The sequence below is a fragment of the Streptococcus koreensis genome (assembly GCF_003627135.1).
Taxonomy (GTDB): Bacteria; Bacillota; Bacilli; order Lactobacillales; family Streptococcaceae; genus Streptococcus; species Streptococcus ilei.
The window spans coordinates 849140-873258 of record NZ_CP032620.1; the positions used below are offsets into that span (position 1 = coordinate 849140).

The 24119-nt window shown below is 42.6% G+C and carries 25 protein-coding genes; 19 read left to right on the forward strand and 6 right to left on the reverse strand.

The annotated features are described in order from the left end of the window. Positions 1-13: 13 nt before the first annotated feature. From D7D50_RS04350 to D7D50_RS04405, 12 genes are all read left to right on the forward strand, one after another. Positions 14-247, forward strand: a complete 234-nt coding sequence (locus D7D50_RS04350; protein ID WP_120701576.1) for a hypothetical protein — start codon at positions 14-16, stop codon at positions 245-247. Position 248: 1 nt separating this feature from the next. Next, complete coding sequence (locus tag D7D50_RS04355; RefSeq protein ID WP_120701577.1) at positions 249-806, forward strand: conjugal transfer protein; 558 nt, start codon at positions 249-251, stop codon at positions 804-806. Between the two features lie 11 nt (positions 807-817). Beyond that, positions 818-1813, forward strand: coding sequence for a conjugal transfer protein (locus D7D50_RS04360; protein ID WP_120701578.1), 996 nt, complete (start codon positions 818-820; stop codon positions 1811-1813). A gap of 9 nt (positions 1814-1822) precedes the next feature. Beyond that, positions 1823-2047 carry a TcpD family membrane protein gene (locus tag D7D50_RS04365; RefSeq protein ID WP_120701579.1) on the forward strand — a complete coding sequence of 75 codons (225 nt, stop codon included), beginning with the start codon at positions 1823-1825 and terminating at the stop codon, positions 2045-2047. Positions 2048-2049: 2 nt separating this feature from the next. Then, positions 2050-2460, forward strand: coding sequence for a conjugal transfer protein (locus D7D50_RS04370; RefSeq protein ID WP_120701580.1), 411 nt, complete (start codon positions 2050-2052; stop codon positions 2458-2460). 13 nt (positions 2461-2473) lie between these two features. After that, complete coding sequence (locus D7D50_RS04375; RefSeq protein ID WP_120701581.1) at positions 2474-4978, forward strand: ATP-binding protein; 2505 nt, start codon at positions 2474-2476, stop codon at positions 4976-4978. 11 nt (positions 4979-4989) lie between these two features. Further along, a complete protein-coding gene (locus D7D50_RS04380) occupies positions 4990-6873 on the forward strand; it encodes a conjugal transfer protein (RefSeq protein ID WP_120701582.1) in 1884 nt (627 codons plus the stop codon). 1 nt (position 6874) lies between these two features. Then, the gene (locus D7D50_RS04385) at positions 6875-7099 is read left to right on the forward strand and encodes a hypothetical protein (RefSeq protein WP_009731701.1); all 225 of its coding nucleotides are present in this window, start codon (positions 6875-6877) and stop codon (positions 7097-7099) included. 16 nt (positions 7100-7115) lie between these two features. Then, positions 7116-8228, forward strand: a complete 1113-nt coding sequence (locus tag D7D50_RS04390) for a CHAP domain-containing protein (RefSeq protein ID WP_061454880.1) — start codon at positions 7116-7118, stop codon at positions 8226-8228. 16 nt (positions 8229-8244) lie between these two features. Continuing rightward, entirely contained in the window at positions 8245-8493 is a 249-nt protein-coding gene (locus D7D50_RS04395; protein ID WP_049486003.1) for a DUF3173 family protein, read from the forward strand. A 1-nt stretch (position 8494) separates the two neighbouring features. Further along, positions 8495-9646 carry a site-specific integrase gene (locus D7D50_RS04400; RefSeq protein WP_120701583.1) on the forward strand — a complete coding sequence of 384 codons (1152 nt, stop codon included), beginning with the start codon at positions 8495-8497 and terminating at the stop codon, positions 9644-9646. A gap of 78 nt (positions 9647-9724) precedes the next feature. Beyond that, positions 9725-10024: a YbaB/EbfC family nucleoid-associated protein gene (locus D7D50_RS04405; RefSeq protein ID WP_023024462.1), complete on the forward strand. Its 300-nt coding sequence runs from the start codon at positions 9725-9727 to the stop codon at positions 10022-10024. Between the two features lie 191 nt (positions 10025-10215). On the opposite strand, the gene D7D50_RS04415 is transcribed toward D7D50_RS04405, so the two are convergent. The 3 genes from D7D50_RS04415 to D7D50_RS04425 form a co-directional block, all read right to left on the reverse strand. Next, complete coding sequence (locus tag D7D50_RS04415) at positions 10216-10809, reverse strand: 3'-5' exonuclease (RefSeq protein ID WP_120701584.1); 594 nt, start codon at positions 10807-10809, stop codon at positions 10216-10218. An 88-nt stretch (positions 10810-10897) separates the two neighbouring features. Beyond that, a complete protein-coding gene (locus tag D7D50_RS04420) occupies positions 10898-11413 on the reverse strand; it encodes a DUF536 domain-containing protein (RefSeq protein WP_120701585.1) in 516 nt (171 codons plus the stop codon). Positions 11414-11525: 112 nt separating this feature from the next. After that, a complete protein-coding gene (locus D7D50_RS04425) occupies positions 11526-13805 on the reverse strand; it encodes a Xaa-Pro dipeptidyl-peptidase (RefSeq protein WP_120701586.1) in 2280 nt (759 codons plus the stop codon). A 101-nt stretch (positions 13806-13906) separates the two neighbouring features. On the opposite strand from D7D50_RS04425, the gene D7D50_RS04430 reads away from it, so the two are divergent. The 7 genes from D7D50_RS04430 (at position 13907) to fni (ending at position 20955) form a co-directional block, all read left to right on the forward strand. Beyond that, entirely contained in the window at positions 13907-15187 is a 1281-nt protein-coding gene (locus D7D50_RS04430) for a DUF308 domain-containing protein (RefSeq protein WP_023024458.1), read from the forward strand. A 105-nt stretch (positions 15188-15292) separates the two neighbouring features. Continuing rightward, positions 15293-16027 (forward strand): CppA N-terminal domain-containing protein, encoded by a 735-nt coding sequence (locus D7D50_RS04435; RefSeq protein WP_023024457.1) that lies wholly within the window; start codon positions 15293-15295, stop codon positions 16025-16027. A 35-nt stretch (positions 16028-16062) separates the two neighbouring features. Beyond that, a complete protein-coding gene (locus D7D50_RS04440) occupies positions 16063-17016 on the forward strand; it encodes a serine hydrolase domain-containing protein (RefSeq protein WP_120701587.1) in 954 nt (317 codons plus the stop codon). 119 nt (positions 17017-17135) lie between these two features. Further along, entirely contained in the window at positions 17136-18014 is an 879-nt protein-coding gene (mvk, locus tag D7D50_RS04445) for a mevalonate kinase (RefSeq protein WP_120702326.1), read from the forward strand. Beyond that, entirely contained in the window at positions 17996-18946 is a 951-nt protein-coding gene (gene mvaD / locus D7D50_RS04450; RefSeq protein ID WP_023024453.1) for a diphosphomevalonate decarboxylase, read from the forward strand. Before mvk ends, mvaD begins: the two co-directional genes overlap by 19 nt. Then, entirely contained in the window at positions 18936-19961 is a 1026-nt protein-coding gene (locus D7D50_RS04455) for a phosphomevalonate kinase (RefSeq protein ID WP_120701588.1), read from the forward strand. Before mvaD ends, D7D50_RS04455 begins: the two co-directional genes overlap by 11 nt. Continuing rightward, positions 19939-20955: a type 2 isopentenyl-diphosphate Delta-isomerase gene (fni, locus tag D7D50_RS04460; protein WP_120701589.1), complete on the forward strand. Its 1017-nt coding sequence runs from the start codon at positions 19939-19941 to the stop codon at positions 20953-20955. The genes D7D50_RS04455 and fni overlap by 23 nt, the downstream gene beginning before the upstream one ends. A gap of 46 nt (positions 20956-21001) precedes the next feature. Here the strand turns inward: fni and D7D50_RS04465 are convergent, their stop codons facing one another. The 3 genes from D7D50_RS04465 to D7D50_RS04480 all read right to left on the reverse strand — a co-directional run bounded on the left by D7D50_RS04465 (position 21002) and on the right by D7D50_RS04480 (position 24018). Then, a complete protein-coding gene (locus D7D50_RS04465; RefSeq protein ID WP_120701590.1) occupies positions 21002-22270 on the reverse strand; it encodes a hydroxymethylglutaryl-CoA reductase, degradative in 1269 nt (422 codons plus the stop codon). Next, complete coding sequence (locus D7D50_RS04470; RefSeq protein ID WP_120701591.1) at positions 22263-23441, reverse strand: hydroxymethylglutaryl-CoA synthase; 1179 nt, start codon at positions 23439-23441, stop codon at positions 22263-22265. Before D7D50_RS04470 ends, D7D50_RS04465 begins: the two co-directional genes overlap by 8 nt. A 346-nt stretch (positions 23442-23787) precedes the next feature. Further along, complete coding sequence (locus tag D7D50_RS04480; RefSeq protein ID WP_120701592.1) at positions 23788-24018, reverse strand: hypothetical protein; 231 nt, start codon at positions 24016-24018, stop codon at positions 23788-23790. Positions 24019-24119 lie beyond the last annotated feature (101 nt).

The following is a 24119-nucleotide window of genomic DNA, read 5'->3' on the forward strand; positions in this document are numbered from 1 at the left end:
AAGGAAAAGCAATATGGAATACAAAGTTCAAATCAATTCACTAGAAAACTTTAAAGCTTGGTCTGGTGGACTAACCACCTTGAACACTGTCCGTGAACGTGGTGGAGTAGATGCCCTAACTGTCATTTGTGAAGATATCTTCTCTGGTGATACACCAACTGAAGGACAAATCAATGACTGGCTCTGGTTCGATTCAGATTTTATCTACCAAGCTCTAGGCTACGATGATCTGCTTGAGGCTTCTTAAGATGTTAAAGAAGATCTATCAAGCTGACTTTTTACTTCTTCCAGAACATGAATTCTGGAATATGTATATCCTCTTACGAAAAGGAAAGGACTTCTACTATGAATGTGCAGGCAGGTGTACAGAAGATCTTCCAGATAGTAGAGGGTTCTATAACTATGAACATGCTTGTTTTACCTTAGATGGTCAAGTGTTGAGCGTAAATAAGAAAATGCGCCCCTCACTCATTGCTTATATTCAAAAGACCATCAAAGAAAACCAAGAAAAATTTAGAAAGGAAATTGAAATGGCTACTAAAACTATTTTTGAAAAGAAAGTCTCTCAAGTCACGAATGAACTGGGAGAATTACTTAAAAAGAAAGATCACAGAGAGGCTTGGACCAAGGCTGGAGAATTAAATAGTCTCCTTAAAAAAGAAGAAGCCAAAGACCTAAAACCTGACCTGATCGAACAACTCCAAACTGAGCTACGAGGCTACTATTACATTAATGGCGAGATCGAAAAAGCCAATAAGCGCCTCTATGCAAAAGGCTCAAAGCTCATTGAACTCGCTACTCTCTAAAAGGAGGATCTATGGATAAAGCCAAACGCTACTTGCTTCAAGCAAAAGAATATCTCTCTCACTTTAAAAAGGTGGAGAAAAAAGGAGGTCCACCAAAACTAAAAGTCACCAATAAAAAGACCGTCAATATTGCAGTCATAGGAGGAATTGCTTTCCTCCTTTTTGTTGGTCTCTTGGGATCTATTCGTGCTATCACACTATCAAATAAGGTAGGTACACTACAAGCTCAAGTAGAGGCTACTAAAAAACAAAAGGCACAGCCAATGGAGTCTAGTAGAAAATACGACTATAAACTCCAGTACTACTTGAACGACTATGTCTATGCTTATTTCACCCTTCCACAAGAAGGGGATAAGCAACAAGCTCAAGTGGAATACTTAAATAGCTTTTACAACTTCATTCCTGATGTGAAAGCTCAAGGTCAAGTTCGAAATCCTAGTGAACTTCTCTACTCTCAGTTAGTGACTGTAGAAGGAAAAGTTGCGACCTATAAGATCAAATATAAGGAAACGATCCGTCGGGATAACAACACAGAAGAAAAAGAAATTGTGACAGGTTTCAATATTCCATTTGATGAAAAAGATGGGAAATATTATGTTTCTGGCCTTCCTTGGTTTTCTGCTATAGAATCCTCACAAGCTGGACACTTTAGCGAAGACGATCAGCTTCAATTAACCGCTAGCGATCACTTTTCAGATACTCAGCGTAAGAAGGTTGAAAAGTTCCTCAAGGTCTTCTTTACCAACTATACTACTAACCAAGATAACCTTAATCTGATTGCTAAGGATGTGGATATTATAGCCAATACCACCTTCAAAACAATTGATTATATCTATCTAAAAAAAGACGGTCAGAATCTAATCGCATATGTCCAAGCAACTTTTGAGGTTGGATGGACCACTCATTCAGAAAACTTCACCTTTATTCTCTCAGAAAAAGAAAAGACCTACTATGTCACAAAACTAGAACACATCATTCCACTGAATTATGCAAATGATAAAGAATAGGAGAACTCTATGAATACAGACAATCTACGAATCTTCCTCCAAGGCGATGGAATTTGGATCCTAACAGCTATTGCCGTGCTCTTAGCGATCAAAGCCTGGCGAAACAGTTCTTGGCTTCAACTCTTCTCAGTCGTTGGTTTCTATGCCGTTATTGTTTCGATTGCGAAAGGACAAGATATCCTAAAAGCAGTCGGCTGGTTCCTGCGACTCTTCGGTATTGAATCAGGACTTTAAGTATGAATGAAGAAAGACTTTATGACTACAGTAAGGGCCTAAATGCTCCTTATTGGATCCAAGAAATTAAGACAAAAAAGGGCACACGACTATGGTACTTTGCGACACCTATGCAGTTGTCCTTTTTCATTGTTTTTATCATCATTTTTGTGGCCATGTTACTCTTTGGAGGATTTATCTTTGTGCCACTCGCAAAAATCACTCACTCAATTTCTCTCTTGCTCTATTGGTATCTTCCTTACAAATTGGCCAAATTTTATACTGAATACGAGCCTCACGGTAAAAAGATGCACGTCTTTATTGGAGATTACCTGATTTACTTTTGGGACTTTAAGATCAATAAAAAAGCTATCTACCATGAAGATCGGATAGAGCCTATAGAAGAAATTGTCTTTGAAAAAACAAATCTATAGAAAAGGAGGACCTATGAGTATTACTTTAACCTATCCTATTAGGGAAACACATGAAAATCTAGCTCTCAAAAAAGATCAAACAGTCGTGGCTTATTATCGTATTCCCAACACTCCTATCACAATTACGGATGATGAAAAAAAGGGCAAACACAAAATCACTGTTGCTCAAATGATGAAGAAGCTCCAGAAAAACAAGTTCTTTGAAATATCTCTGATCCCTAAAGACTATCTCTTAGAAGAGAAAATGCGGGACTTTTCAGATGCTCTAGCAGATGATAGTTTTGGACTAGGAGAAGAACTGCTTCTTTATACAGTGGATCGTCTAACAGATGAAATGGAAATCCCTTATCAGTTTGATTGGGTCGTTGGAGTGACCTTACGCAAACAAAATCATGGAGCGACCGTCAAAGACTTGGCCTATGAGAGCTTCAATGAGTTCTCAGAAAAAATTGCCAAGGGTCTTGGCTATGAATATGAATTAAGTCCCACTTGGTATGAAGACTATAAAAGTGATGAATTCACTATTTTTCAAGCCTTCTCCGTTCTTCGGGCAAAACGGTTATCCAATGAAGAACTCTTTTATTACCAGCGGATGCAGTACCTTCGCTATATCCCTCACTACAAGAAGGAGGTGCTCGCTAATCGTGCTCAATTCAATATCACAGATACCTTGATCAAAGTCCTAAAAGGTGGCTTTCTTAAGCTAGAAAGCCCTTATGGATCTTCTTTTGTGACTATTCTTCCGGTTGGTAAATTTCCTGTTCAATTCAATGGTTTTCATCTTGGCGAATTTATCCAACGCTTAAACTTTCCCGTTGAGCTACGAATCAAGGCAGAATTCATTGATACCAACAAGATCAAGGGACGAATGGGACGATCGAATACACGTTACAGAAACATCATGGAAGAGGCAGAAAATACTGATACTGTCCAACAAGATGAGATCATTATGGGTTCCATCTCCCTAAAGGACTTAATGAAGAAAGTCGGAAACAAGGAAGATATCATCGAATATGGAGCCTATCTGATTATCTCTGCTTCAAGTGTGAATCAGCTCCGTCAAAGACGACAAGTGGTTTTGAACTACTTTGATGATATGGGAGTCGAAATTAGTGAGGCCTCTCAAGACGGACCCTATCTCTTTCAAGCGCTGCTCTATGGAGAAAACCTCCAAAAGAAAACTCGCACCTGGACACATATGGTCACAGCTCGTGGATTTTCAGAACTCATGCCCTTTACCAATACCTCTTCTGGGAACCGTATCGGTTGGTATATCGGCCGAGTAGATAACTGGACAGGTCGTTGGGACAATATCGCTAAAGCTATTGACTCTTCTAAAAATATCGTCCTCTACAATGCGACAGTGGGAAATAAGGAAGATATCGCTGGAAAGATCACTAAGAACCCACACATCATTATTACGGGCGCAACAGGACAAGGGAAATCTTTCCTTGCTCAGATCATCTTTTTAAGTGTAGCTTTACAGAATGTCAAAACCCTTTACATTGATCCTAAACGAGAACTTAGAAATCACTATCAAGAAGTGATTAACTCACCTGAATTCGCACGCCTCTATCCTGAACGAAAGAGACAGATTGAGAACTTTAACTTTGTGACACTAGATAGCTCGCTTCCATCAAACCACGGTGTCTTAGATCCTATTGTCGTTCTAGATAAAGAACAAGCTGTAGAGGTCGCAAAAAACATGCTCGAGTTTCTACTACAAGCAGTAGATGATGTCACGATGGACCAGAAAACAGCGATCACAGAAGCTATTAATGCGATTGTAGAAAAACGAGTCGCTGGAGAGAAAGTCGGCTTTAAACACGTCCTAAAAGTGCTGAGAGACTCCACTTCCTCTGAGATAGCGTCAGTTGGTCGTTATCTGACATCAATTGTGACGAACTCTATCTTGGAACTAGCCTTTTCAGATGGGACCACTCAAGGCCTTAACTATGAATCACGAGTGACCATCCTAGAGGTCAATAACCTCAAACTACCAAAAGATGATTCCACAAAAATTTCAGATCATGAACGCAACTCTATTGCTCTCATGTTTGCGCTTGGAGCCTTCTGTACCCACTTTGGAGAACGAAATGAAAATGAAGATACCATTGAGTTCTTTGATGAAGCATGGATTCTTATGAAGTCCGCAGAAGGAAAAGCCGTTATCAAAAATATGCGTCGGATTGGACGCTCCAAAAATAATACCTTGGCACTGATTACTCAATCTGTACATGATGCAGAAAATGATGATGACACAACTGGATTTGGGACCATCTTTGCCTTTTATGAAAAGTCTGAACGGGAAGATATCCTAAAACACGTCAATCTCGAAGTCACTGAAAGCAATCTCGAATGGATTGACAATATGATCTCTGGTCAATGCCTGTACTATGACGTGTATGGTAATCTCAATATGATCTCTGTACACAACATCTTTGAAGATATTGATATGCTTCTAAAACCAATGAAAGCTACGGTATCATCAAGCCTTGAAAATAAATACGCTAGTTAGGAGGTGAATCCATGCAAGAAGCTTTTGACAAATTAAGAGGAGTCGATATCTTCTCTCTCAAGTCCTATATGGAGCCAACTGGGTTTGCTTCCTTTAACGGGGCTTGGGTTCTGATTAATGAGCTTTTCGTCAACTTCTTCTTTTTCATTCTAAACGCAGTGGTGGGCTTCTTTTCTTTGCTGATTCGAATTCTTGAAAAGATTGATCTCTATTCCAACTACAAGAACTATGTATTTAATGGAGCGATGAATATCTGGAAAGGATTCATCGGTTCAAGTTCTGGAGGAGTCGCAAAACAATCACTCGTTTCAATGTTGCTTCTAATACTAGCTTTCTATCTCTTTTATCAGTTTTTCTTTTCGAAAGGAGCTTTTTCAAGAACTCTCCTTCATGTCTTTTTAGTTCTTATCCTCGGTTTTGGTTACTTTGGAACAATCGCTGGAACATCAGGTGGTCTGTATCTACTAGATACCATTAACCATGTCTCTCAAGATGTCACTAAAAATATCACGAATATCAAGGTGGAGTATGGAAATAATAAATCCATTAAAATTGGTGATTCCATGGCAGATAGCTATATAGCAGAAACCTCTTATAAAGCTTACGTTTTCGTCAATACTGGACAAGAAAATGGGAAATATAAGAACAGCCAAGATGGGAAACAAGAGACTTTTGACGATAGTAAGGTATTAGGAACAGGCGATAAGAATGGAAACTTTAAAGCGGTTAAATCGAAAGATCGTAATAAATATCTGGATGAACTAGGAAATGGAGCCAATGATGATGGTGAAAAGAACCGGTGGGTTTCAGCTATGCCCGATTTCATTTTCACTCGCATGTTTTATGTCATCTTCAAAATCTGTGAAGCCTTCGTATTAGCGATACCGGTTATTTTGATTCAGATGTTAAACGTCATTGCTCAGACACTTGTCCTGATGATGATCCTGCTCTTTCCGATTGTGCTATTGATGTCTTTTGTACCAAGAATGCAGGATCTGATTTTTGGAGTCTTGAAAGTCATGTTTGGCGGGTTGCTTTTCCCAGCTATCACGAGTCTACTGACTTTGTTAGTCTTCTACATTGAGAAAATGATTGAAAACATCGTCATTACTGGCTTTGATGGCATCCTTAAAACTCTTCCATCCTTGATCATCTTTGGCCTTGTCTTTAAACTACTCATTTCAGTTGTCTCAAAAGGACTTGTATATTTCCTTCTATGGAAATACAAAGCTGAGTTGATCCAATTCATTCTTGGCTCTAAAGCACGAATGGTGGCGAGTGATATTGGAAACAAAGTTGAAAAAGGAGTCACAAAGACCAGAGAGGTGGCTTCACAAGTGCCATCTAGAAGCCTTTCATCTGCTCAACACCTTGGAAACTTTGCCTTAGCAAGTGCTGGTTTTGGAGCTGGGATGATGATGAATGCCAAGAGTCACTTCCAAAATGTTGGTTCTTTCTTTACCAATAAGGAATCAGAGCACCAACCTGATGAAGTGGTCCCAACGGAAACGCTTGAGACTCCAATAAGTCCAGATGCTCCAGAACCAAACATTCCGAAAACGAAGCCAATGCTAGAAGGGATTAAACCAGTTGAGGAAAAAACACCAACTCCTTCAATGGAATCCCCAATCACAGCGGAGCCAACACCAAGTTCAAACGAGGAATTCCAAACTCTTAAAGAAGAATGGATTTCTCCATTTAAACAACTCCGCATTAATAGTATTGAGCGCAAATTAGAAGGATATAAAGACCCTCAAGCTATGTACAAAGCCCAAGGATCGAATGCCTTCACTCGTGCTTATAGAAAGACTATGACACGAGATGATAAATTGAGAGCCAATATTGAACGAAGAGACCGATTAACAGAACGCTTAAAACAACTTAGAGGAGAATGATATGAATACCAAGATACGCTCAAGAACTGCTTTTCCAAGAGTTCTTGAAGAAACTCTTTATCAAGCCTACCAAGAAGGAAAACGCTCAGTCGATTTCCTTCTTTTGTTTCCAGTCTCAGAACAAGAAAGAGACCAAATCATCCTACAGGCTAAGTCCTATTCAGTCGTTTTAGATGCAAAATGGCGTTTTGGGACTGTTTTGTTCACTGCTTATATAAGACATTAACTAGAAAGGAGATTCGATGAAAAAACTAAAATGGTTTCTATTAGCCGGTCTCATTCCTCTCTTTCTACCGGTCCTCATAATCATTATCCTTATGGGGGCTGTCGGAGGTGGTGGGACGAATGGCTCACCCCAATCCCAAAATGGAGTGACTTATGCGGATCACTGGTCAGATGGAGATCCCTATACTCACAACCTACTGGTTCATCGCTTCGGTATTACAGCAGAGCAATTAGATGGCTTTTTAGATACGTTAGGAATCTCCTATGATAAGAACCGAATTAATGGGAAAAAGCTCCTCGAATGGGAAGCTAAATCTAATCTTGATGTCCGTGGAATCGTTGCAATTGCACTGAATGAAAGTTCTCTTGGAACTGCTGGGGTAGCCACTAATCCTGGAGCCAATATGTTTGGTTTTGGGGCCTATGACTCCAATCCAGAATATGCCAATAACTTTAACGATGAGGTTGCTGTTGTCGGATTAACCCAACAAACCATCATTGGAAATAAAAACCAAACTTTCAAAATTCAAGATGACAAGGCTAAAAAGTTTGCGAATGGAACGCTCAATCCAGCAACTGATGGCGGGGTCTATTTCACAGATACCACAGGATCGGGAAAAAGACGTGCAGAAACCATGCAAAAACTGGATGCCTTCATTGATGAACATGGAGGAACACCAAAAGCTCCTGAACAAACTACAGGAAAAACTAGAGATGGTGGAGGAGTAACTTCAAATGATATACCGGTAGGTTACAGTCTGACAACAGCTATTGATACCACAGGATATATCACTAGTACCTATCCTTGGGGACAATGTACCTGGTATGTCTTCAACCGTGGAAAACAAGTCGGAGTCAACTTTGATCCATTTATGGGAAATGGTGGACAATGGATGAATAAGCCAGGTTTCACAACAACCCATACACCAACAGAACACTCTGCTCTATCGTTTAGCCCTGGACAAGCTGGAGCTGATCCAATATACGGACACATTTCATTTGTGGAACAGGTCAAATCAGATGGTTCAATTCTCGTCTCAGAGTGTAATGTAAAAGGGTTAGGGATCATTAGTTACCGCACATTTGATGCAGAAACTGCCAAACAATTTACCTATGTTATTGGACATTAGAAAGGAATAGATATAGATGATTCAAGTTGTAGATAAAAATGATTTAATGGAATTGATTGGATATTCTGAAACACAAGCTAGTAAATTAATACGAAAAGCTAAGAGCCAGCTTGTACAAGAAGGATTTGAATGGTATAAGAACAAACGCATTGGACGTGTACCAATTATCACAGTTGAATCCATTCTTGGTTTTCAAATACAATTAAAAAATGATATAATTGAGGGGAACCTTCAAAACGCTGTCATGACTGAAGGAGAAAAATAGCATGGCGGTAATTAAACAGGATGATGGACTGTGGCTAGTTGATATTAGTGATGGTAAAAGTTCCTTAACTGGCAAACGTACACGACATCGTAAATCTAATTTTTTAACAAAAAAAGAAGCAGAGGAATATGCGGCTTATTACCGTATCCATAAGTTAAATCAGATACAGAATACACAAAAACTTACCATTTCCTCTCTTTATGTAATGTTAAAAGAAGAAGATGAGCTTCGTGGAAATAAAAAAGGTACAGTAGATACCCAGAACTCATACTATACCCAATATGTAGCGCGATTCTTTGAATACGCTGATATGTCTTCAGTTACCATTCAAGATGTAAAAAAATATCGAGATTGGCTAATTGAACAGCCAAGTGTAAAAGGTGGGACACTTACACCAATGCATATTAACCAACAAATGATTTTTGTTCATAAGTTGTTTGATATTGCTATTTCGAAAGGATATAGACAGGATAATCCATGTGATGCCATTCGGAAACTTCCAGAAAAGCATAAAGAAATGTCTTATTATACTCCTGAACAATTCAAGGAGTTTGAATCTTATTTTGAAGAAAGTGAGTATCCTTTTAAACTTCTGTATCGTGTACTCATGTTTACGGGAATTCGTATGGGGGAGGCACTTGCCTTAACTTGGAGAGATGTTTTTCTTGACGAGGGATATATTAAGATCCGTAAGTCAGCCTATTATCGCAATGGGAAAATACATATTGGATCTGTAAAGACGACTCAATCAAATAGAGAAATCTATATCCATAAAGCTTTTGTGGATGAGTTGAAAACCTGGAAGTCAGTACAAAGTCAGAGACTGTCTAAGCTAACTGATTCAACAGATGATTTGCAGATTTTCCAATTTTCAGGGGAGCCTATGACTGCTCCGAATGTCTCTAACTTTAGAGCAGCATTCAAGAAACGATTGCCAGAAGACTTCAAATTGATTCGAAACCATGATTTTAGGCATTCACATGTAGCTTTTTTGATAAATCAGGGATTGAGGAGAGGAGAAGGAAAGGATTATATCTTTTTCACTCTAATGAAACGACTAGGACATAGTTCTATCAATACAACAATAAATATCTACTCACATTTGTTCCCATCACAACAAAAAGAAGTCGCTAACGCATTTGACGATTTTTAAAAAAATGGGCAGAAGTGGGCAGTAAAAATTAAGCAACAGGGTCTAAACCCTTGATACGAAAGGAATCTAGAAAATTTTATGATGAATATGCAAAACATGATGAAGCAAGCACAAAAGCTTCAGAAACAAATGGAACAAAGCCAGGCAGAGTTGGCGGCTTCTCAATTTGTTGGCAAGTCTGCTCAGGATTTGGTAGTAGCTACCTTGACAGGTGATAAGAAGGTGGTATCCATCGAATTTAATCCGGCAGTAGTGGACCCAGAAGATACAGAAACTCTTGCTGATATGACGGTTCAAGCCATCAATGCGGCCATCGAAGAAATTGATGCGGCAACCAAGAAAAAATTGGGAGCTTTTGCTGGTAAATTGCCATTCTAAGCATACAGAGAAAGAGAGTGGGACAGAAATCGGTAATTCGTTAGAATTCGATTTCGTCGTCCCACCACCGCACAGTTGAGTAGGGCTGTAAAAGCTGATGAAATCAGCGTAGTAGAGCCCACTCAACCACTGCGTCTTGCTCGACAATCCAAATACAATTGAGAGACTAGGACTTTTGTCCCAGCCTCTTTTTAGTCGTTAAAAAAATTGGAGAGGTCCAATCCACCAAAAGGAGAGGTAGAAAAGGATTCTTGTTCGGTTAGGAGTTGCCGGGCCCGGTCTGATTCGAGAAAGGCTTCATAAACAAGGGCAGTCATCCGGGCATCTTCTAGGCTATCGTGGGATTTTCCAGCCACCCCTAAAAACTGAGCAACTGTATGGAGCTGCAAGTTCTTGATCCCATGGAGGTCAGAAGGCCGGCGTTTAGAAGCTTCCTCAAAGACATCAACAGCATATTGGTCTGTGAACTCTAGCCCATTTTCCGCTAGGATAGGGAGGTCACTCTTGATGGCATTGTATCCAATGAGGGGACTATCTGCAACAAAATCTCGAAACTCCGTTAGAACTTGCTCGAGTGGGGGAGCTTGGAGGATTTTATCAGATGTAATCCCGGTGAGGCCATTGATAAAGCTCTTTAGTGGTTTATCCGTATAGGCATAGGAATCGTAGTGGGCAACTTCTTGGCCATCTGCAAAGCGGACGGCAGAAACTTGGATAATGTGGTACTTTCCTTCAAATTGATTAAATTCTAAATCAAAGGAGACATAGTGGCTTAATTCTTTCAAGGGAACTCCTTCATCTAATGGGTGTTTTTGGATTTTCTAATTGTTGAGGGGAGGGAAAGGCATAGAAAAAACTGACCGAAGTCAGTTTTTAGCGACCAAAGACACGTCTCCAGAAGCCTTTACTCTCTTGTTCTTGAACCTTTTCATTGGCTTGATCTAATTCCAATTTCAATGTTTCGCGGTCATTCATAGCCTGGAGGGTTAGCTGTTGTTGTTGGTCGAGCTGTTTGTCTTTTTCAGCGATCTGAACATCTTTGACACGCAACTGCTCATCCTTTTTAGCTAATTGCTCATCTTTAGATTTTAGCTGGTCGTCTTTTGATTTTAGTTGTTCGTAGAGACGAACGATTTCAGCATTCTTCTCGTCGACTAGAATCTCCATTAGTTCCCGTTGCTTGACATCATCACTGACAGGCTCGTCTTCAAAGATGGTCTTTTTGTAGATTTCTTCTAGTTTGATTAAGCCACTACGGGTTACGACGGTAACTCCCTTATCATTTTTTTCTGTATCTTCAGGATCTAGGGCCTTGACACGGTTATTGACCGCTTGGCGACTAACTCCTAGAATTTCAGCAATTTCGCTGACTGTTTTTTCGATAGCCATAATATCCTCTAAACTCTTTTTCTATGAAATACTCTCTTAGATATTATCATAAGTAGGCAAGGCTGTCAAATCAAGCAGGCGAATGAACGACTGGAGAAAAGGCTGTAATCTCTCAATCCATTTCAGGAAGGGTTAGGCTGGAGTTGGCCAGATCAATGGTGAGTTGGTAGTCCGTTTGGTCGCGGACAGTGATCTCGAAATCGGTTGTATAAAGGACAAGGCGAAGAGTAGTCCCTTTTTCCAGCTTGTAGATGGTTGGTTGGAGCTCAAAGTCGAATTCCATCCATTCCCCTGGGGTTACAGGTTCGACTTGTAAAAGATCATGACGGTTTTGAAGGTTGAGATACCCCTTTGTAATTACTCGTTGGCCGGCTTCCTTGAAGGGCAACTCGGTCAAGTTGTCTAGCATATGGTAACGACCGTTATCAAGGGTACGGACGGATAGGACGGCTGGATAAGGCTGGAGGTACTTCTTGCTTCCTAGCTCCATCAGTTGGGCTGAGAGCAAGCCCTTGTCAGTGCTAGATTGGAGCCGTAGGTGAAGGCGAGCTTTTCCGTTGAGGTGTAGGTCTTTTTCTATCGGAAGATCAATGGTCACTTGCTGGGCCTTATCTTGGTAAAGATCGGTTAAGAAGGTTGGATAGGCCTTGCCATAGCGCTCATAGTCTTCTGTAGCATAGCGGTTTTGGATAACTTTTTCACTGTCACCAAGAGAGAAGGTCCGCCGAGCTGTTTGGCTGCCAAAATCTTCTAAGCTAGTCCAGCTTTGCTCTCCTGTATTGTCCTGCCAGATGACAGTTGGCAATTCATAGCTTGAATCGTAGCCCAGTAATTTTTTAGAAAGTAGGGCATTCATGCTTTCACGGAAGTCAATGGACTGCCAGTTGTTGAGATAGACATGGGCCCCATTGTGGTAGAAGAGGTGTTTCCTGATGTTTGCTGGAAGAGCCTGGAACATATTATAGACATGAAGGGGTTTGACGTTCCAGTCTTGCGAACCATGGGTGAAGACGACTTCAGCCTTGACTTTGTCTGCCTGGAGGAGGTAGTTACGGTCGTGCCAGAACTGGTTGTAGTCCCCTGTTTTGCGATCTATTTGTTCCTTGAGCCGTCCCAAATCAGCGACATGGGCTGCATGGTGGCGGAGATAGTCTCCAGCCCGAAGGGCACGTGAATAGGTCAACTCAGCGAGCGAATCAAAATCCTCTCCAGGATAGCCACCAGGACTTGTGACAAGGCCATTTTCGCGGTAGTAGTTGTACCAAGAAGAGATACCGGCTTCTGCGATGATGACTTCTAGGCCATCAACCCCTGTGGTAGCCAGTCCATTGGACATGGTCCCTAGGTAGGATAAGCCCGTCGTAGCAACCTTGCCGTTAGACCAATCAGCCTTGATTTGGCGTTGGCGACTATGGTCTGTGAATGCACGACAGCGTCCATTGAGCCAGTCGATGACATTCTTGTAGGCCTCGATTTGGCGGTAATCCCCGTTGGTCATCAAGCCTTGGGAGTCCTTGGTCCCTAGACCAGAGACGTAGAGATTGGCAAAGCCACGGGCGAGAAGGTAGTCATTGAGAGTATAACTGCTGTTGATATGAGTGAGGGTTTCTTCAGCCTCAGAGACCAGTTGAGCTTCTCCAACTGGGTCAACGATTTCGAGCGTGGGTTGACTGACTTGGATGCTTCTTGCTTCTTTTTTCTCCAGGTCCACATTCATATTATAGAGCGCCTTGTCACTGGCCTTGTCATTGGTTCCTTGGTGATAAGGGCTGGCAGTCATAACAGCTGGAATCTGACCTTGATAGCGAGGGCGAATAATATTGACTTTGACCAGATCCGGAAGACCATCTTGATCGCTATCAATCCGACTTTCCACATAGACCACCTCACGGATCACATCATGGCAGTTAAAAGTGGCTAGACTTTTTCCGTTGAAAAAGTGGTAGCGATTGTCTTCAGGGATCAAGCTATCACTGACCAACTGCTCGATTAGTAAATTCCCTTTGACTGTTCGAGTGTTGAGGAGGTGATAGAGATTCTCTACCAAGTTTCCATATTTAATCGGAAATTGGACTTCTTTCAAAAAGCTGTCCGTATCTTCAAAGTCAATAAAATAGTGGAAACCGAGCAACTGGAGAGCTACTGTGTAAAAAATCTCCGGCGACCATTCGCGGTCAGATTGGAAATAGCTCAGGAGATCTGTTTCAGCATCCGCCACTAGGTTAGAGAGAGGATAATCTGTATTTTTGTAGGTGAAATAAACCTTGCGAACAAACCATTCAAACAGTTCTTTCTCTGTAAGATGAAGGGGAAGGTCAAACCCGATTTCTTTCAGTTCCTTTAGAATGTCTGCTTGGTCGACTGGTAGATAGCTATATTGATTGAATTTCATAGGATGCTCCTTTTATCAGCTTCACTGTTTCTTTACTTCTTATATTATACGTGATAAAATAGTATTTGTCTAAAGACCTTTGATCTCTGAAGGAGGGTGTCATGGTGAGAAAATTATCTGTTGAAGAAGTTGCAAGAAGACGGACTTTATTGTTTGGGGTTCTTGCCGTCATTTTTGGGATCCTCATTTTTCGAAACGGTGTTGGTTTCACAAAATTTTCCTTGGATCTATTAGCCATTTACTTTTTAGTTGATGGACTAGGAAGCTTTCTTCTTCGCTTTTTGTTACGTAGCAAGTCTATTTCCTATAGCCACTCTATTTGGTTTATTTTTCTTTCACTTGCGTTGATCTGGTTGAATCGACTGAGTAGTCTGCCCGTAAACTTAGTTGTGATTTGTTTAGGGGCATATCAGTTGGGGAGTGCCATTGTCTATGGGATCACATTTTGGCTTTATAAGGCCAATCGGGTAAAAGGAGGCTGGCTCTATTTATGGGATGCGCTTTTAAACGGTGGGATTGGTCTAGCAACTGTCTTGGAACCTGGTTCAGATGGGCACTTCCAATTTATCCTCTTGGGGGCTTATCTGGTCTTGTTGGGGATTTCTAATATTCGAGATGGTATTTTATTTGACAAAGACCAACAAGGCCAAGAGTTAAAACGTCGCTTTCGTATTAGCCTACCGGTTATCTTTGCAGCCTTTATCCCTGCTAAGGAGTTAAAACGGTTTAACCAGTTTCTTCAAAAAGGGAGCTCGGCGGGACACACAGGCCCTTATCGATTGGTGAAAAAAGAAGAAGAGGCAAGGGAATTAGAAATTTTGGTTCATACTTCTGACAGCAACTTATTTGGAGCGATTGGGCATGTAGATATTTGTTATCAGGGGAAGGTCATTTCTTACGGAAGTTACGATCCCTTTTCAGAGCGTCTATTTGGGACGATTGGGGATGGCGTACTGTTTAAAGTGGATAAGGAACCATACATCGAACTATGTAAAAAAGAGAGTCAAAAGACGCTGTTTGGCTACAGCCTATCCCTTACCGAAGAAGAGAATCAGGCAGTAGAGAAGCGTCTAGCTGAAATTGATCAGTTGTTAGAACCTTGGGATCCACCTAGTAGGTTACTGGAAGACGGTCAGCCGACCTACGCTTACAAATTGAAATATGATTTAGGGGCTGAGCTATATAAATTTACTTCTTCGCGTTTTAAATCTTACTTTGTTCTGTCTACGAATTGCTGCCTGTTAGCAGATTCCATTGTGGGACAGGCGGGAACGGCTGTATTAGATGTGCGTGGAGTGATTGCACCAGGGACCTATCAGGATTACTTAGAATACGAATTTGAAGCTCCAAACGGGCGGGTCCATACACGAACAGTATATTAAGTAAAGAAAGACAGATTCAAAATTTTGAGAAATCTGTCTTTTTTGCACAAGATTTCTTGTAAAAAAAAAGAAAATCTTTTAAAATATAAAAGACTTGGAGGAATTATGTGCATAAATAAGATTAGTAGTATTTCACCCGTATTAAAAACAAACAATCGAAATGTCAATCAAGAATTTTTTGAAAAGGTCTTAGGAATGAAAACCCTGTTGGAAGATGGGGCTTTATTATCCCTTGGAGATCAATCGAAGACAGACCGCCTCTATTTAGAGGAATCCCCTAGTATGAGAACCCGTAAGGTTGAGGGACCAAAACGCTTGGCTTGCTTAAAGATTCGCGTGACCAACCCGCAAGAAATTGAGTGGCTTCTGGCTCGTGGTCATCAAGTTGATCGCCTCTTCAGAGGGGAAAATGGCTATGCCTTTGAAGCTCTTTCGCCAGAAGGAGATCGTATCTTGCTCCATGCGGAAGAGCAAGTGGACAGTTTAACTGAAATTGAGGAAGTTCCAGATTTTCAAGCGAATGAAGAGTTTACAACCTTGACGGAGTTTTTCGTAGAAAAGATAGTTCTTCGTGTACCTAATGTAGAGACTTCTACAGCTTTCTATCAACAACTACCTGGCTTAGAAGAGTATTTAGACTTAGAAGCATCAGATGGTCCGGACCTCACACTAGCTAATGGACAGACTTGGGACCTTTGTCAGGTCAAGGTCATTCTAGAGCCATTTGTAGCAAGTGAAGTGGCCTCTTGCTTTGGAGATCAGGTGACTTTTGTACCAAAAAGGCAACAATTTGTCTTGGTTGAGGATCCAAGCAAGATTGAATGGTGGTTCGAAGCCTAAGCAAGTCTTTGGCTGATTGAAATGAGTGAAGAAAAATGGAAAAAATCATCCAAAAAATTCAAGAGCAAATAGGAGCAGGCATCTACCCAGGTGCCTCTCTTGCGCTCTATCAGAAAGGAAGCTGGCAGGAGTATTACTTGGGGCTAGCTGATCCAGCTAAAAAAGAGCCTGTTGTTGCCGGACTAACCTATGATTTGGCCAGTGTGAGTAAGGTAGTCGGAGTTGGAACGATTTTTGCTTTCTTGGTCCAGCAAGGGAAAATCGATATCGATCGCCCCTTAGCCTCCTACTATCCGGATATGGAGCAAGCAGAGGTGACTATCCGTCAGCTCTTGACTCATACTTCTGGACTGGATCCTTTCATCCCTGGACGAGATGACTTGGATGCTGAGGGCTTAAAAGAAGCCTTGCACTGCTTGAAACTCAAGGACAATCGCCAGTTCCACTATACGGATGTCAATTTTCTTTTGTTGGGCTTTCTTCTGGAGAAGTGGTTTGGTCTAGACTTAGACCATATTTTTCAGGAGCAAGTCTTTGAACCTTGGCAAATGAAGGAGACTACTTTTGGCCCGGTTTCTCAAGCCGTTCCAACTCTTCGTGGCCTTCCAGGTGGCGTCGTCCATGATCCGAAAGCGCGTGTGCTGGGAGTCCATGCTGGAAGTGCAGGCCTGTTCTCGACTATTAGAGATATGGAAATTTTCCTGGAGCATTATTTACAGGATCCTTTTGCAGAGATTCTATCGCAGAACTATGCCTTAGAAGAAGGGAAGACGCGCTCTCTGGCCTGGAATCTGGAAGGAGACTGGTTGGACCATACAGGTTATACAGGAACCTTCCTTCTCTATAACCGCAAGCTCCAATTGGCGGCTATTTTTCTATCCAATCGGACCTATGAAAAAGATGAGCGGGCTCAATGGATACTAGATCGAAATCAACTGATGGAGCTCATCAAAACAGAAATGGAAGTGGCCAGTAAAAATCCTTCCTAAGACGGAGAAAGAAGCGTGGTTTAGCCATCGCTTTTTTTCTTTTTTTATATTAAAATGGTAGGAGAGAGGATTGTATCAAGCAATCTATAGCAGAAAGAATGAAGATAACTGAGAGACGTATGACTAGATCGATAGGTGTCGGACAGGCACATAGCAAGATTATTTTAATAGGAGAGCATGCAGTTGTTTATGGCTATCCAGCCATTGCCTTGCCTCTCCTTCACATTCAGGTCACCTGTCAGATTGTACCTGCGGATCGTCCGTGGGTCCTTTTTGAGAATGATAGCTTATCTATGGCTGTTTACGCTTCCTTAGAGTATTTGGGGATTGAGGAGGCGGCCATCGCTTGCCGAATTGACTCCATGATTCCGTCCCAGCGGGGGATGGGGTCTTCGGCTGCTGTCAGTATTGCAGCAATTCGAGCAGTCTTTGATTACTTCAAGCGGGATTTGAGTCAAGAGACTTTGGAAATCTTGGTCAATCGAGCGGAAATGATTGCCCATATGAATCCTAGTGGGCTGGATGCCAAGACCTGTCTAAGTGATAAGCCTATTAAATTCATTCGAAATGTCGGTTTTAGTGAATTAGAGGTTGATTTGGGTGCCAAGCTGGTTATTGCAGATACAGGTATCCGTGGCCATACCAAAGAAGCCATTCAGAAGGTCAAGGATTTGGGTACAGAGGCCCTGGCAAGTTTCCATGAAATTGGACTTCTAACTGAGCAAGCAGAAAAAGCTCTTGCCCAAAAAGATGCTCCCACCTTGGGACGTATCTTAACAGACTGTCATCATTATTTGCAGGCAGTAGGAGTGAGTTGTCCAGAAGCGGATCAACTGGTGGAACTAGCCTTAGCGAGTGGAGCTTTGGGAGCCAAAATGAGCGGTGGCGGGCTCGGTGGCTGTATCATTGCCCTTGCTGCAGATCAGGAACAAGCAGAGATGATCGCAAAAGAACTAAGAAATAAAGGAGTGGAGGAGTTATGGATCGAAAACCTGTAAGTGTGAAATCGTATGCCAATATCGCCATTATTAAGTATTGGGGTAAGGAAAACAGTGAAGCGATGGTACCATCAACTAGTTCCATTTCCTTGACCTTGGAAAATATGTATACGGAGACTCGCCTCAGCCCTTTGGGACCTGAAGCCAAGGCTCATGCCTTCTATATTGATGGGGTCTTCCAGAATGAAGCGGAGCAGGCCAAGATTGGAGCAGTCATCGACCGCTTTAAACCAGAAGGGGAGACAGGCTTTGTTCGGGTTGATACCAGCAACAATATGCCGACAGCTGCAGGACTTTCTTCTAGTTCTAGTGGTTTGTCTGCATTGGTAAAAGCCTGCAATCGCTATTACCAACTGGGCATGACTCAGGCAGAACAAGCTCAAGCGGCTAAGTTTGCTTCCGGCTCGTCATCTCGTTCCTTCTTTGGGCCTTTGGCTGCTTGGGACAAGGATACTGGAGCAATCTACCAAGTAGAAACGGATCTCAAACTGGCCATGATCATGCTGGTGTTAAACGACCAGCAAAAGATTCTTTCCAGTCGGGAAGGAATGAAACGGTGCACAGAAACCTCTGCCAATTTCCAAGAATGGATTAGCCAGTCAGCCCAAGATTACCAAGATATGCTGGGTTATCTGAAGGACAATGATTTTGAAAAAGTAGGAGAATTGACCGAACGGAATGCTCTTCTCATGCATTCTACAACCAAGACTGCAAGTCCACCCTTCTCCTATTTGACGGATAAGAGCTATGAGGCCATGGAGTTCGTGCGCTCTCTTCGTGAAGAAGGGAAACGATGCTACTTCACCATGGATGCAGGCCCCAATGTGAAAGTTCTCTGTCTAGAAGAGGATCTGGAGCAGTTGGTTCCACTTTTTGAAAAAGACTACCGTATCATTGTTTCCAAGACCAAGGATTTGACCCATGAAGAATAAGAAAGAAGTTCGAGCAGGTGGGAAGCTTTATATTGTTGGGGAATATTCTGTATTAACTCCTGGACAAACAGCGGTTATTCAGTTTATCACTATTTACATGCAGGCAGAAATCCAACCAGCCCCTATGTATCGGATTCAGTCGGATATGTTTCCCTACGCGGTTGACTTGACTCCGCAGGCAGACTATGCATTGATCCAAGAGACCGTGCATCTGATGAACGCCTATCTCCAGTCACAAGGAGTAACACCTGTTCCTTTTGATTTACGTATTTGGGGGAAATTTGAGCGAGAGGGTAAGAAATTCGGGATTGGTTCTAGTGGAAGTGTCGTCTTGTTGACTCTCAAAGCCATGGCAGCTTTTTATGACTTTCCTTTGTCAGCAGACTTGCTCTTTCGCTTGGCCTGTTTGGTGTTGATTCGGCGTGGAGACAATGGCTCTATGGGAGACCTAGCCTGTATTGCCTATGAAGGCTTGGTTAGCTACCGATCCTTTGACCGACGTGCACTAGCTGAACAATTACAAAATCAGGATTTAAACCAGGTCTTAGCCCTTGATTGGGGCTATGAAATTCGGCCCCTTGCCCCTCAGTTGGCCTACACTTTTTTAGTGGGTTGGACCCAAGAACCTGCTATTTCAAGAGATTTGATTAACCAGGTTCGTTCAGCCATTGATCCAGTCTTCTTAGAGGGGACGGAGCAGGCTGTACAAGACCTCTTAGTTGCCTTTCAAGAAGCAGACCGAGACTTAGCCTGGTCCTCTATCCGTCGAGCTAGTGATTTACTTCTATCTCTGAGTGAGTTGATTTATACCAAAAAACTAGCCCAATTAAAGAGGTCAGAAGAGGGACTAGAGGTCATCGCAAAATCCAGTGGTGCTGGAGGAGGAGATTGTGGGATTGCCCTCGCATTTGAGGAGGCTGATGCCCAAGAGATCGTCAGACGCTGGCAAGAAGCAGGGATTGATTTATTATATTCAGAAAGGATGGGAGAGTATGACGACCAACCGAAAGGATGAACATATTCGCTTGGCCTTGGAGCAGACTCCAGGTTACAATAGCTTTGATGAGGTTGAGTTGATTCATTCCTCTTTACCAAGTATTGATTTAGATCAGGTCGATTTGACGACTCATTTTGCGGGTCGTGATTGGGAATACCCTTTTTATATTAATGCCATGACAGGTGGTAGTGCCAAGGGGGGAGAAATCAATCGAAAGTTGGCCCAGGTGGCAGAAGCCTGTGGCATTCTCTTTGTGACGGGTTCCTATAGTGCAGCCCTAAAGGATCCCCAAGATGAGTCTTATCGAGTCAAGGACCTTTACCCGGACCTTCTCTTTGCGACCAATATCGGGATCGACAAACCGCTTGAGCTAGGTTTGCGGACCATTGAGGAGACCCAGCCTCTCTTTCTCCAACTCCATGTCAACCTCATGCAGGAGCTTCTCATGCCCGAAGGAGAACGAAGCTTTAGAAACTGGCAAGACCATTTAGCAGACTATGCAAAGCATCTACCTGTGCCGTTGGTGCTAAAAGAGGTCGGTTTTGGTATGGATGCCGGAACTATCCAAAGAGCCATCGAACTAGGTGTCAGGACCGTTGATATTTCTGGTAGAGGCGGAACCAGTTTTGCCTATATCGAAAACCGTCGGGGAGGAAATCGTTCCTATCTCAATGACTGGGGACAAACAACAGTCCAAGCCCTACTTGGGACTCAACCACTGATGAATCAGGTTGAGATTCTTGCCTCTGGTGGCGTTCGTCATCCCTTGGATATGATCAAGGCGCTTGTTTTAGGAGCCAAGGGGGTCGGTCTTTCTCGAACCATCTTAGAACTGGTAGAGACGAAGTCTGTTGAAGAGGTCATCGCCCAAGTCAATGGTTGGAAAGAGGATTTACGCCTGATTATGTGTGCTCTTTCTTGTCAGACAATTGCCGATTTAAGAAAGGTTCCCTATCTTCTCTATGGCCGTGTAAAAGAAGGGTACGAACAAATCTCTTCCATCCATGATTAACTTCAAGAAACTAGCAAAAATCCCTCCGTTTACACGGAAGGATTTTTTAGTTATTTTGACGAATTTTCTCTAAAACAGCTTGAGCTTTTTCTAGGTTAAAGGGTCTATCCTCTAGCAGGGCTTGCACCACGGGAGCTACCTCTGACGGAGTAGCGCCAGCAAGCAGGGCGAGTGACTTAGCCTGAAGTTTCATATGCCCATGTTGAATGCCGGTGCTGACCAAGGCCTTAAGCGCAGCAAAGTTTTGCGCCAGGCCAACGGATACAATAATCCGTGCAAGAGTCTGGGCATCGGGATTTCCAAGTAGTTCATGAGCCACCTGAACACTTGGATTGAGTCCGATGGAGCCTCCCTTGGTAGCGATGGGCATAGGAAGGGTCAGCTGACCTTCTAGGACTTGCTGTTCTGGATGATGGATCCAACTAGATAGTCCTTGAGCTTGTCCTGTGAGGCTAGCATAGGTATGGCCACCTGCTTCAATCGCGCGCCAGTCATTCCCAGTTGCTAAGACGACAGCATCGATGCCATTGAAAATGCCCTTGTTGTGAGTGGCTGCTCGATAAGGATCAACAGCCGCTAATTGACTGGCCAGAGCCATTTTCTGAGCGATTTCGGCAGCTTCCTTGGGATCGCGACTGAGAAAACGGTAGTCTATCTTACACCTGGCAGTGACGAGAGCATCTGTCGCTAGGTTGGACAAAATAGCCATTAAGCCTTGACCCCCGGATAAGTCTTCTAAAGGGTCGACCAGGGCTTCTAGCATAGTATTGAGCATGTTAGCCCCCATGGCCTCTTTGGGATCAACGGACAGGTAGCAAATGAGAAAGTCCCCTTTCTCCTCAATCCAGAGGTTTCGTGCACCTCCTCCCCGTTTAACGATGGAAGGATAGGCTTGATTGGCCAGCTGGAGAAGGTCTTCTTTAGCTCCTGTAATCGCCTGAATGGCCTTTTCTTTATTGCTCACATCATAGAGAGCTACTTGCCCAATCATTTGGCGCTTGTGAACCTGGGTCTGAAAACCGCCTGAACGCTTGATTAGGCCTGCAGCGTATGAGGAAGCGGCAATGACAGAAGGTTCTTCCGTCACCATTGGGACCTGGACTTCCTGCCCATCTATCTGGAAGCCGGGAGCCAGACCAAAGGGTAAGGCCAAGGTGCTAAGGACATTTTCGACCATTTCATTGGCAAGAGAAAGGGGCAATGTTTCATTGTCCCTTAATGTTTGTAGTCCTTCTTCTGAAAGGAGTCCGGCCTGAGCCAGTTTCTCGATACGCTCTGCTGGACTTGCTTTTGAAAAACCAGTTAATTTAACCATGGTGTTCTACCTTTACATAGGTTCGTTGGTGTTCGTTGATTTCTGATAAGGCAAAGGTTTGATCTTGGTAACCTTGGAAGGTTTGATTGCCTTCAGCATCTAATTGTGCCTCTTCGAAGAAGATCTTCTCATATTCGGCAATCGTAAGAGCTTTTCGCTGATCCAATTCTGCCATACGGTTTGGATGGAGCATTTGCTCAAATCCTTCAACCAAGTGAGCGCTAAAAATCTCAGCAACTGCGCCACTTCCGTATCCATAGAGGGCAATCCGGTCGCCAGCAACCAGTTGAGGTTGATTCTCTAAGAGAGAAAGCAAACCTAGGAAGAGGGAACCCGTATAGATATTCCCAACCTTTTGGCTGTAGAGAATCGATTGTTCAAAATTGTATTGCAATTGGGCTTGTTTCTCAGGAGAAAGACTCTTGTCAAGAATCTTTTTTAAGCCCTTAAGAGCAAGCTTCGGATAAGGTAGGTGGAAGCAGACCGCCGCAAAATCATCCAAGGTCAAACCAGTCCGTTTTTGATACTCTGTCCAAGTTGTTTTCAAGCAATCCAAGTACTGTTGAGTTGAATAGATTCCATTGACAAAGGGGGTGCTTGAGTAGTTGGGGCGCCAGAAATCCATAACATCCCGGGTTTGAGCCACATTATCATCGTTGAATGCTAGGATACGTGGGTTCTGCGTCACCAACATAGCGACAGCTCCAGCTCCTTGCGTCGGCTCTCCAGGGGTGTCGATTCCATATTTTGCAATATCACTAGCAATGACCAAGACTTTGCTTTGTGGGAATTTTTCAACATGGAGTTTAGCATAGTCCAAAGCGGCCGTTGCAGCATAGCAGGCTTCCTTCATCTCAAAGCTCCGGGCAAAGGGTTGGATACCCAGAAGTCCGTGAACGAAAACAGCAGCAGCCTTACTCTGGTCAATTCCTGACTCAGTCGCTAGGATGACCATATCGATTTCTTCTTTTTCTTCTTCGGTTAAAATACTATGGCTGGCACTTGCTCCAAGTGTGACGATATCCTCTGTAATAGGGGCAATACTCAGTTCTTTCAATAAAAGCCCTTTACTGAGTTTTTCTGGATCTGTATTTCGAGCAGCCGCAAGCTCACTTAAGCGCAAGACATACTGGCTGGTCGCAAATCCAATCTTATCAATACCGATTGTCATAAATAACCTCTTTTAATTTGATATCTACTAGTATATTTCGTTACTATTTTACCATATTTGAGAGCAAAACTCCCTTGAAAAAGCCAGAACAGAATGGAAATCATTCTTAGGACCGAGTTGGACAAGGGGATTGTTTGAAAAAGAGAGGAGGAAAATCAAAAAGAGGCTGGGACAAAAGTCCTAGCCTCTCAATTGTCCTTGGATTATCAAGCAAAACGCAGTGGTTGAGTGGGCTCTACTACGCTGATTTCATCAGCTTTTACAGTCCTACTCATCTGTGCGGAGGTGGGACAACGAAATCGAATTCTAACGAATGACCGATTTCTGTCCCACTCTCTTTCACCTGTTAGTCTTGCTTATCTTTTTTAGGATTGCTCATGATTCGTATGAAGAGTTCTTTGCATTTGTCTCTTAGAACTTTTTCGTAGAAGACGATTAAAGCGATGTACACAATCAGAAAGTTCAAGGTCAGATAGAACAAGTCAAATGAATTACGGGCATAGTAAGTCGCTGATTGATAGGAGGGGAGGGCTCCTAGGATCATCCAAGGAAGATACTTGACATACTTGTTTATCATCATACAGCACCTCGCATACTCTAAAGGATTTGTTATTTCACTATCATTGTACTCCTTTTAATCAAAAATGCAAGCGATTACATAGATAAATTTTGAAAAAC

What these genes read in the sequence shown, in the direction of transcription:
- D7D50_RS04360 (WP_120701578.1), top strand. Translation starts at nt 818, where the DNA reads ATGGATAAAGCCAAACGCTACTTGCTTCAAGCAAAAGAATATCTCTCT.
- D7D50_RS04470 (WP_120701591.1), bottom strand. Translation starts at nt 23,441, where the DNA reads ATGACAATCGGTATTGATAAGATTGGATTTGCGACCAGCCAGTATGTC.
- D7D50_RS04480 (WP_120701592.1), bottom strand. Translation starts at nt 24,018, where the DNA reads ATGATAAACAAGTATGTCAAGTATCTTCCTTGGATGATCCTAGGAGCC.
- D7D50_RS04455 (WP_120701588.1), top strand. Translation starts at nt 18,936, where the DNA reads ATGAAGAATAAGAAAGAAGTTCGAGCAGGTGGGAAGCTTTATATTGTT.
- D7D50_RS04395 (WP_049486003.1), top strand. Translation starts at nt 8,245, where the DNA reads ATGATTCAAGTTGTAGATAAAAATGATTTAATGGAATTGATTGGATAT.
- D7D50_RS04430 (WP_023024458.1), top strand. Translation starts at nt 13,907, where the DNA reads ATGGTGAGAAAATTATCTGTTGAAGAAGTTGCAAGAAGACGGACTTTA.
- D7D50_RS04435 (WP_023024457.1), top strand. Translation starts at nt 15,293, where the DNA reads ATGTGCATAAATAAGATTAGTAGTATTTCACCCGTATTAAAAACAAAC.
- D7D50_RS04440 (WP_120701587.1), top strand. Translation starts at nt 16,063, where the DNA reads ATGGAAAAAATCATCCAAAAAATTCAAGAGCAAATAGGAGCAGGCATC.
- D7D50_RS04350 (WP_120701576.1), top strand. Translation starts at nt 14, where the DNA reads ATGGAATACAAAGTTCAAATCAATTCACTAGAAAACTTTAAAGCTTGG.
- D7D50_RS04375 (WP_120701581.1), top strand. Translation starts at nt 2,474, where the DNA reads ATGAGTATTACTTTAACCTATCCTATTAGGGAAACACATGAAAATCTA.
- mvk (WP_120702326.1), top strand. Translation starts at nt 17,136, where the DNA reads ATGACTAGATCGATAGGTGTCGGACAGGCACATAGCAAGATTATTTTA.
- D7D50_RS04425 (WP_120701586.1), bottom strand. Translation starts at nt 13,805, where the DNA reads ATGAAATTCAATCAATATAGCTATCTACCAGTCGACCAAGCAGACATT.
- D7D50_RS04385 (WP_009731701.1), top strand. Translation starts at nt 6,875, where the DNA reads ATGAATACCAAGATACGCTCAAGAACTGCTTTTCCAAGAGTTCTTGAA.
- D7D50_RS04380 (WP_120701582.1), top strand. Translation starts at nt 4,990, where the DNA reads ATGCAAGAAGCTTTTGACAAATTAAGAGGAGTCGATATCTTCTCTCTC.
- D7D50_RS04400 (WP_120701583.1), top strand. Translation starts at nt 8,495, where the DNA reads ATGGCGGTAATTAAACAGGATGATGGACTGTGGCTAGTTGATATTAGT.
- fni (WP_120701589.1), top strand. Translation starts at nt 19,939, where the DNA reads ATGACGACCAACCGAAAGGATGAACATATTCGCTTGGCCTTGGAGCAG.
- D7D50_RS04420 (WP_120701585.1), bottom strand. Translation starts at nt 11,413, where the DNA reads ATGGCTATCGAAAAAACAGTCAGCGAAATTGCTGAAATTCTAGGAGTT.
- D7D50_RS04405 (WP_023024462.1), top strand. Translation starts at nt 9,725, where the DNA reads ATGATGAATATGCAAAACATGATGAAGCAAGCACAAAAGCTTCAGAAA.
- D7D50_RS04355 (WP_120701577.1), top strand. Translation starts at nt 249, where the DNA reads ATGTTAAAGAAGATCTATCAAGCTGACTTTTTACTTCTTCCAGAACAT.
- mvaD (WP_023024453.1), top strand. Translation starts at nt 17,996, where the DNA reads ATGGATCGAAAACCTGTAAGTGTGAAATCGTATGCCAATATCGCCATT.
- D7D50_RS04365 (WP_120701579.1), top strand. Translation starts at nt 1,823, where the DNA reads ATGAATACAGACAATCTACGAATCTTCCTCCAAGGCGATGGAATTTGG.
- D7D50_RS04390 (WP_061454880.1), top strand. Translation starts at nt 7,116, where the DNA reads ATGAAAAAACTAAAATGGTTTCTATTAGCCGGTCTCATTCCTCTCTTT.
- D7D50_RS04370 (WP_120701580.1), top strand. Translation starts at nt 2,050, where the DNA reads ATGAATGAAGAAAGACTTTATGACTACAGTAAGGGCCTAAATGCTCCT.
- D7D50_RS04465 (WP_120701590.1), bottom strand. Translation starts at nt 22,270, where the DNA reads ATGGTTAAATTAACTGGTTTTTCAAAAGCAAGTCCAGCAGAGCGTATC.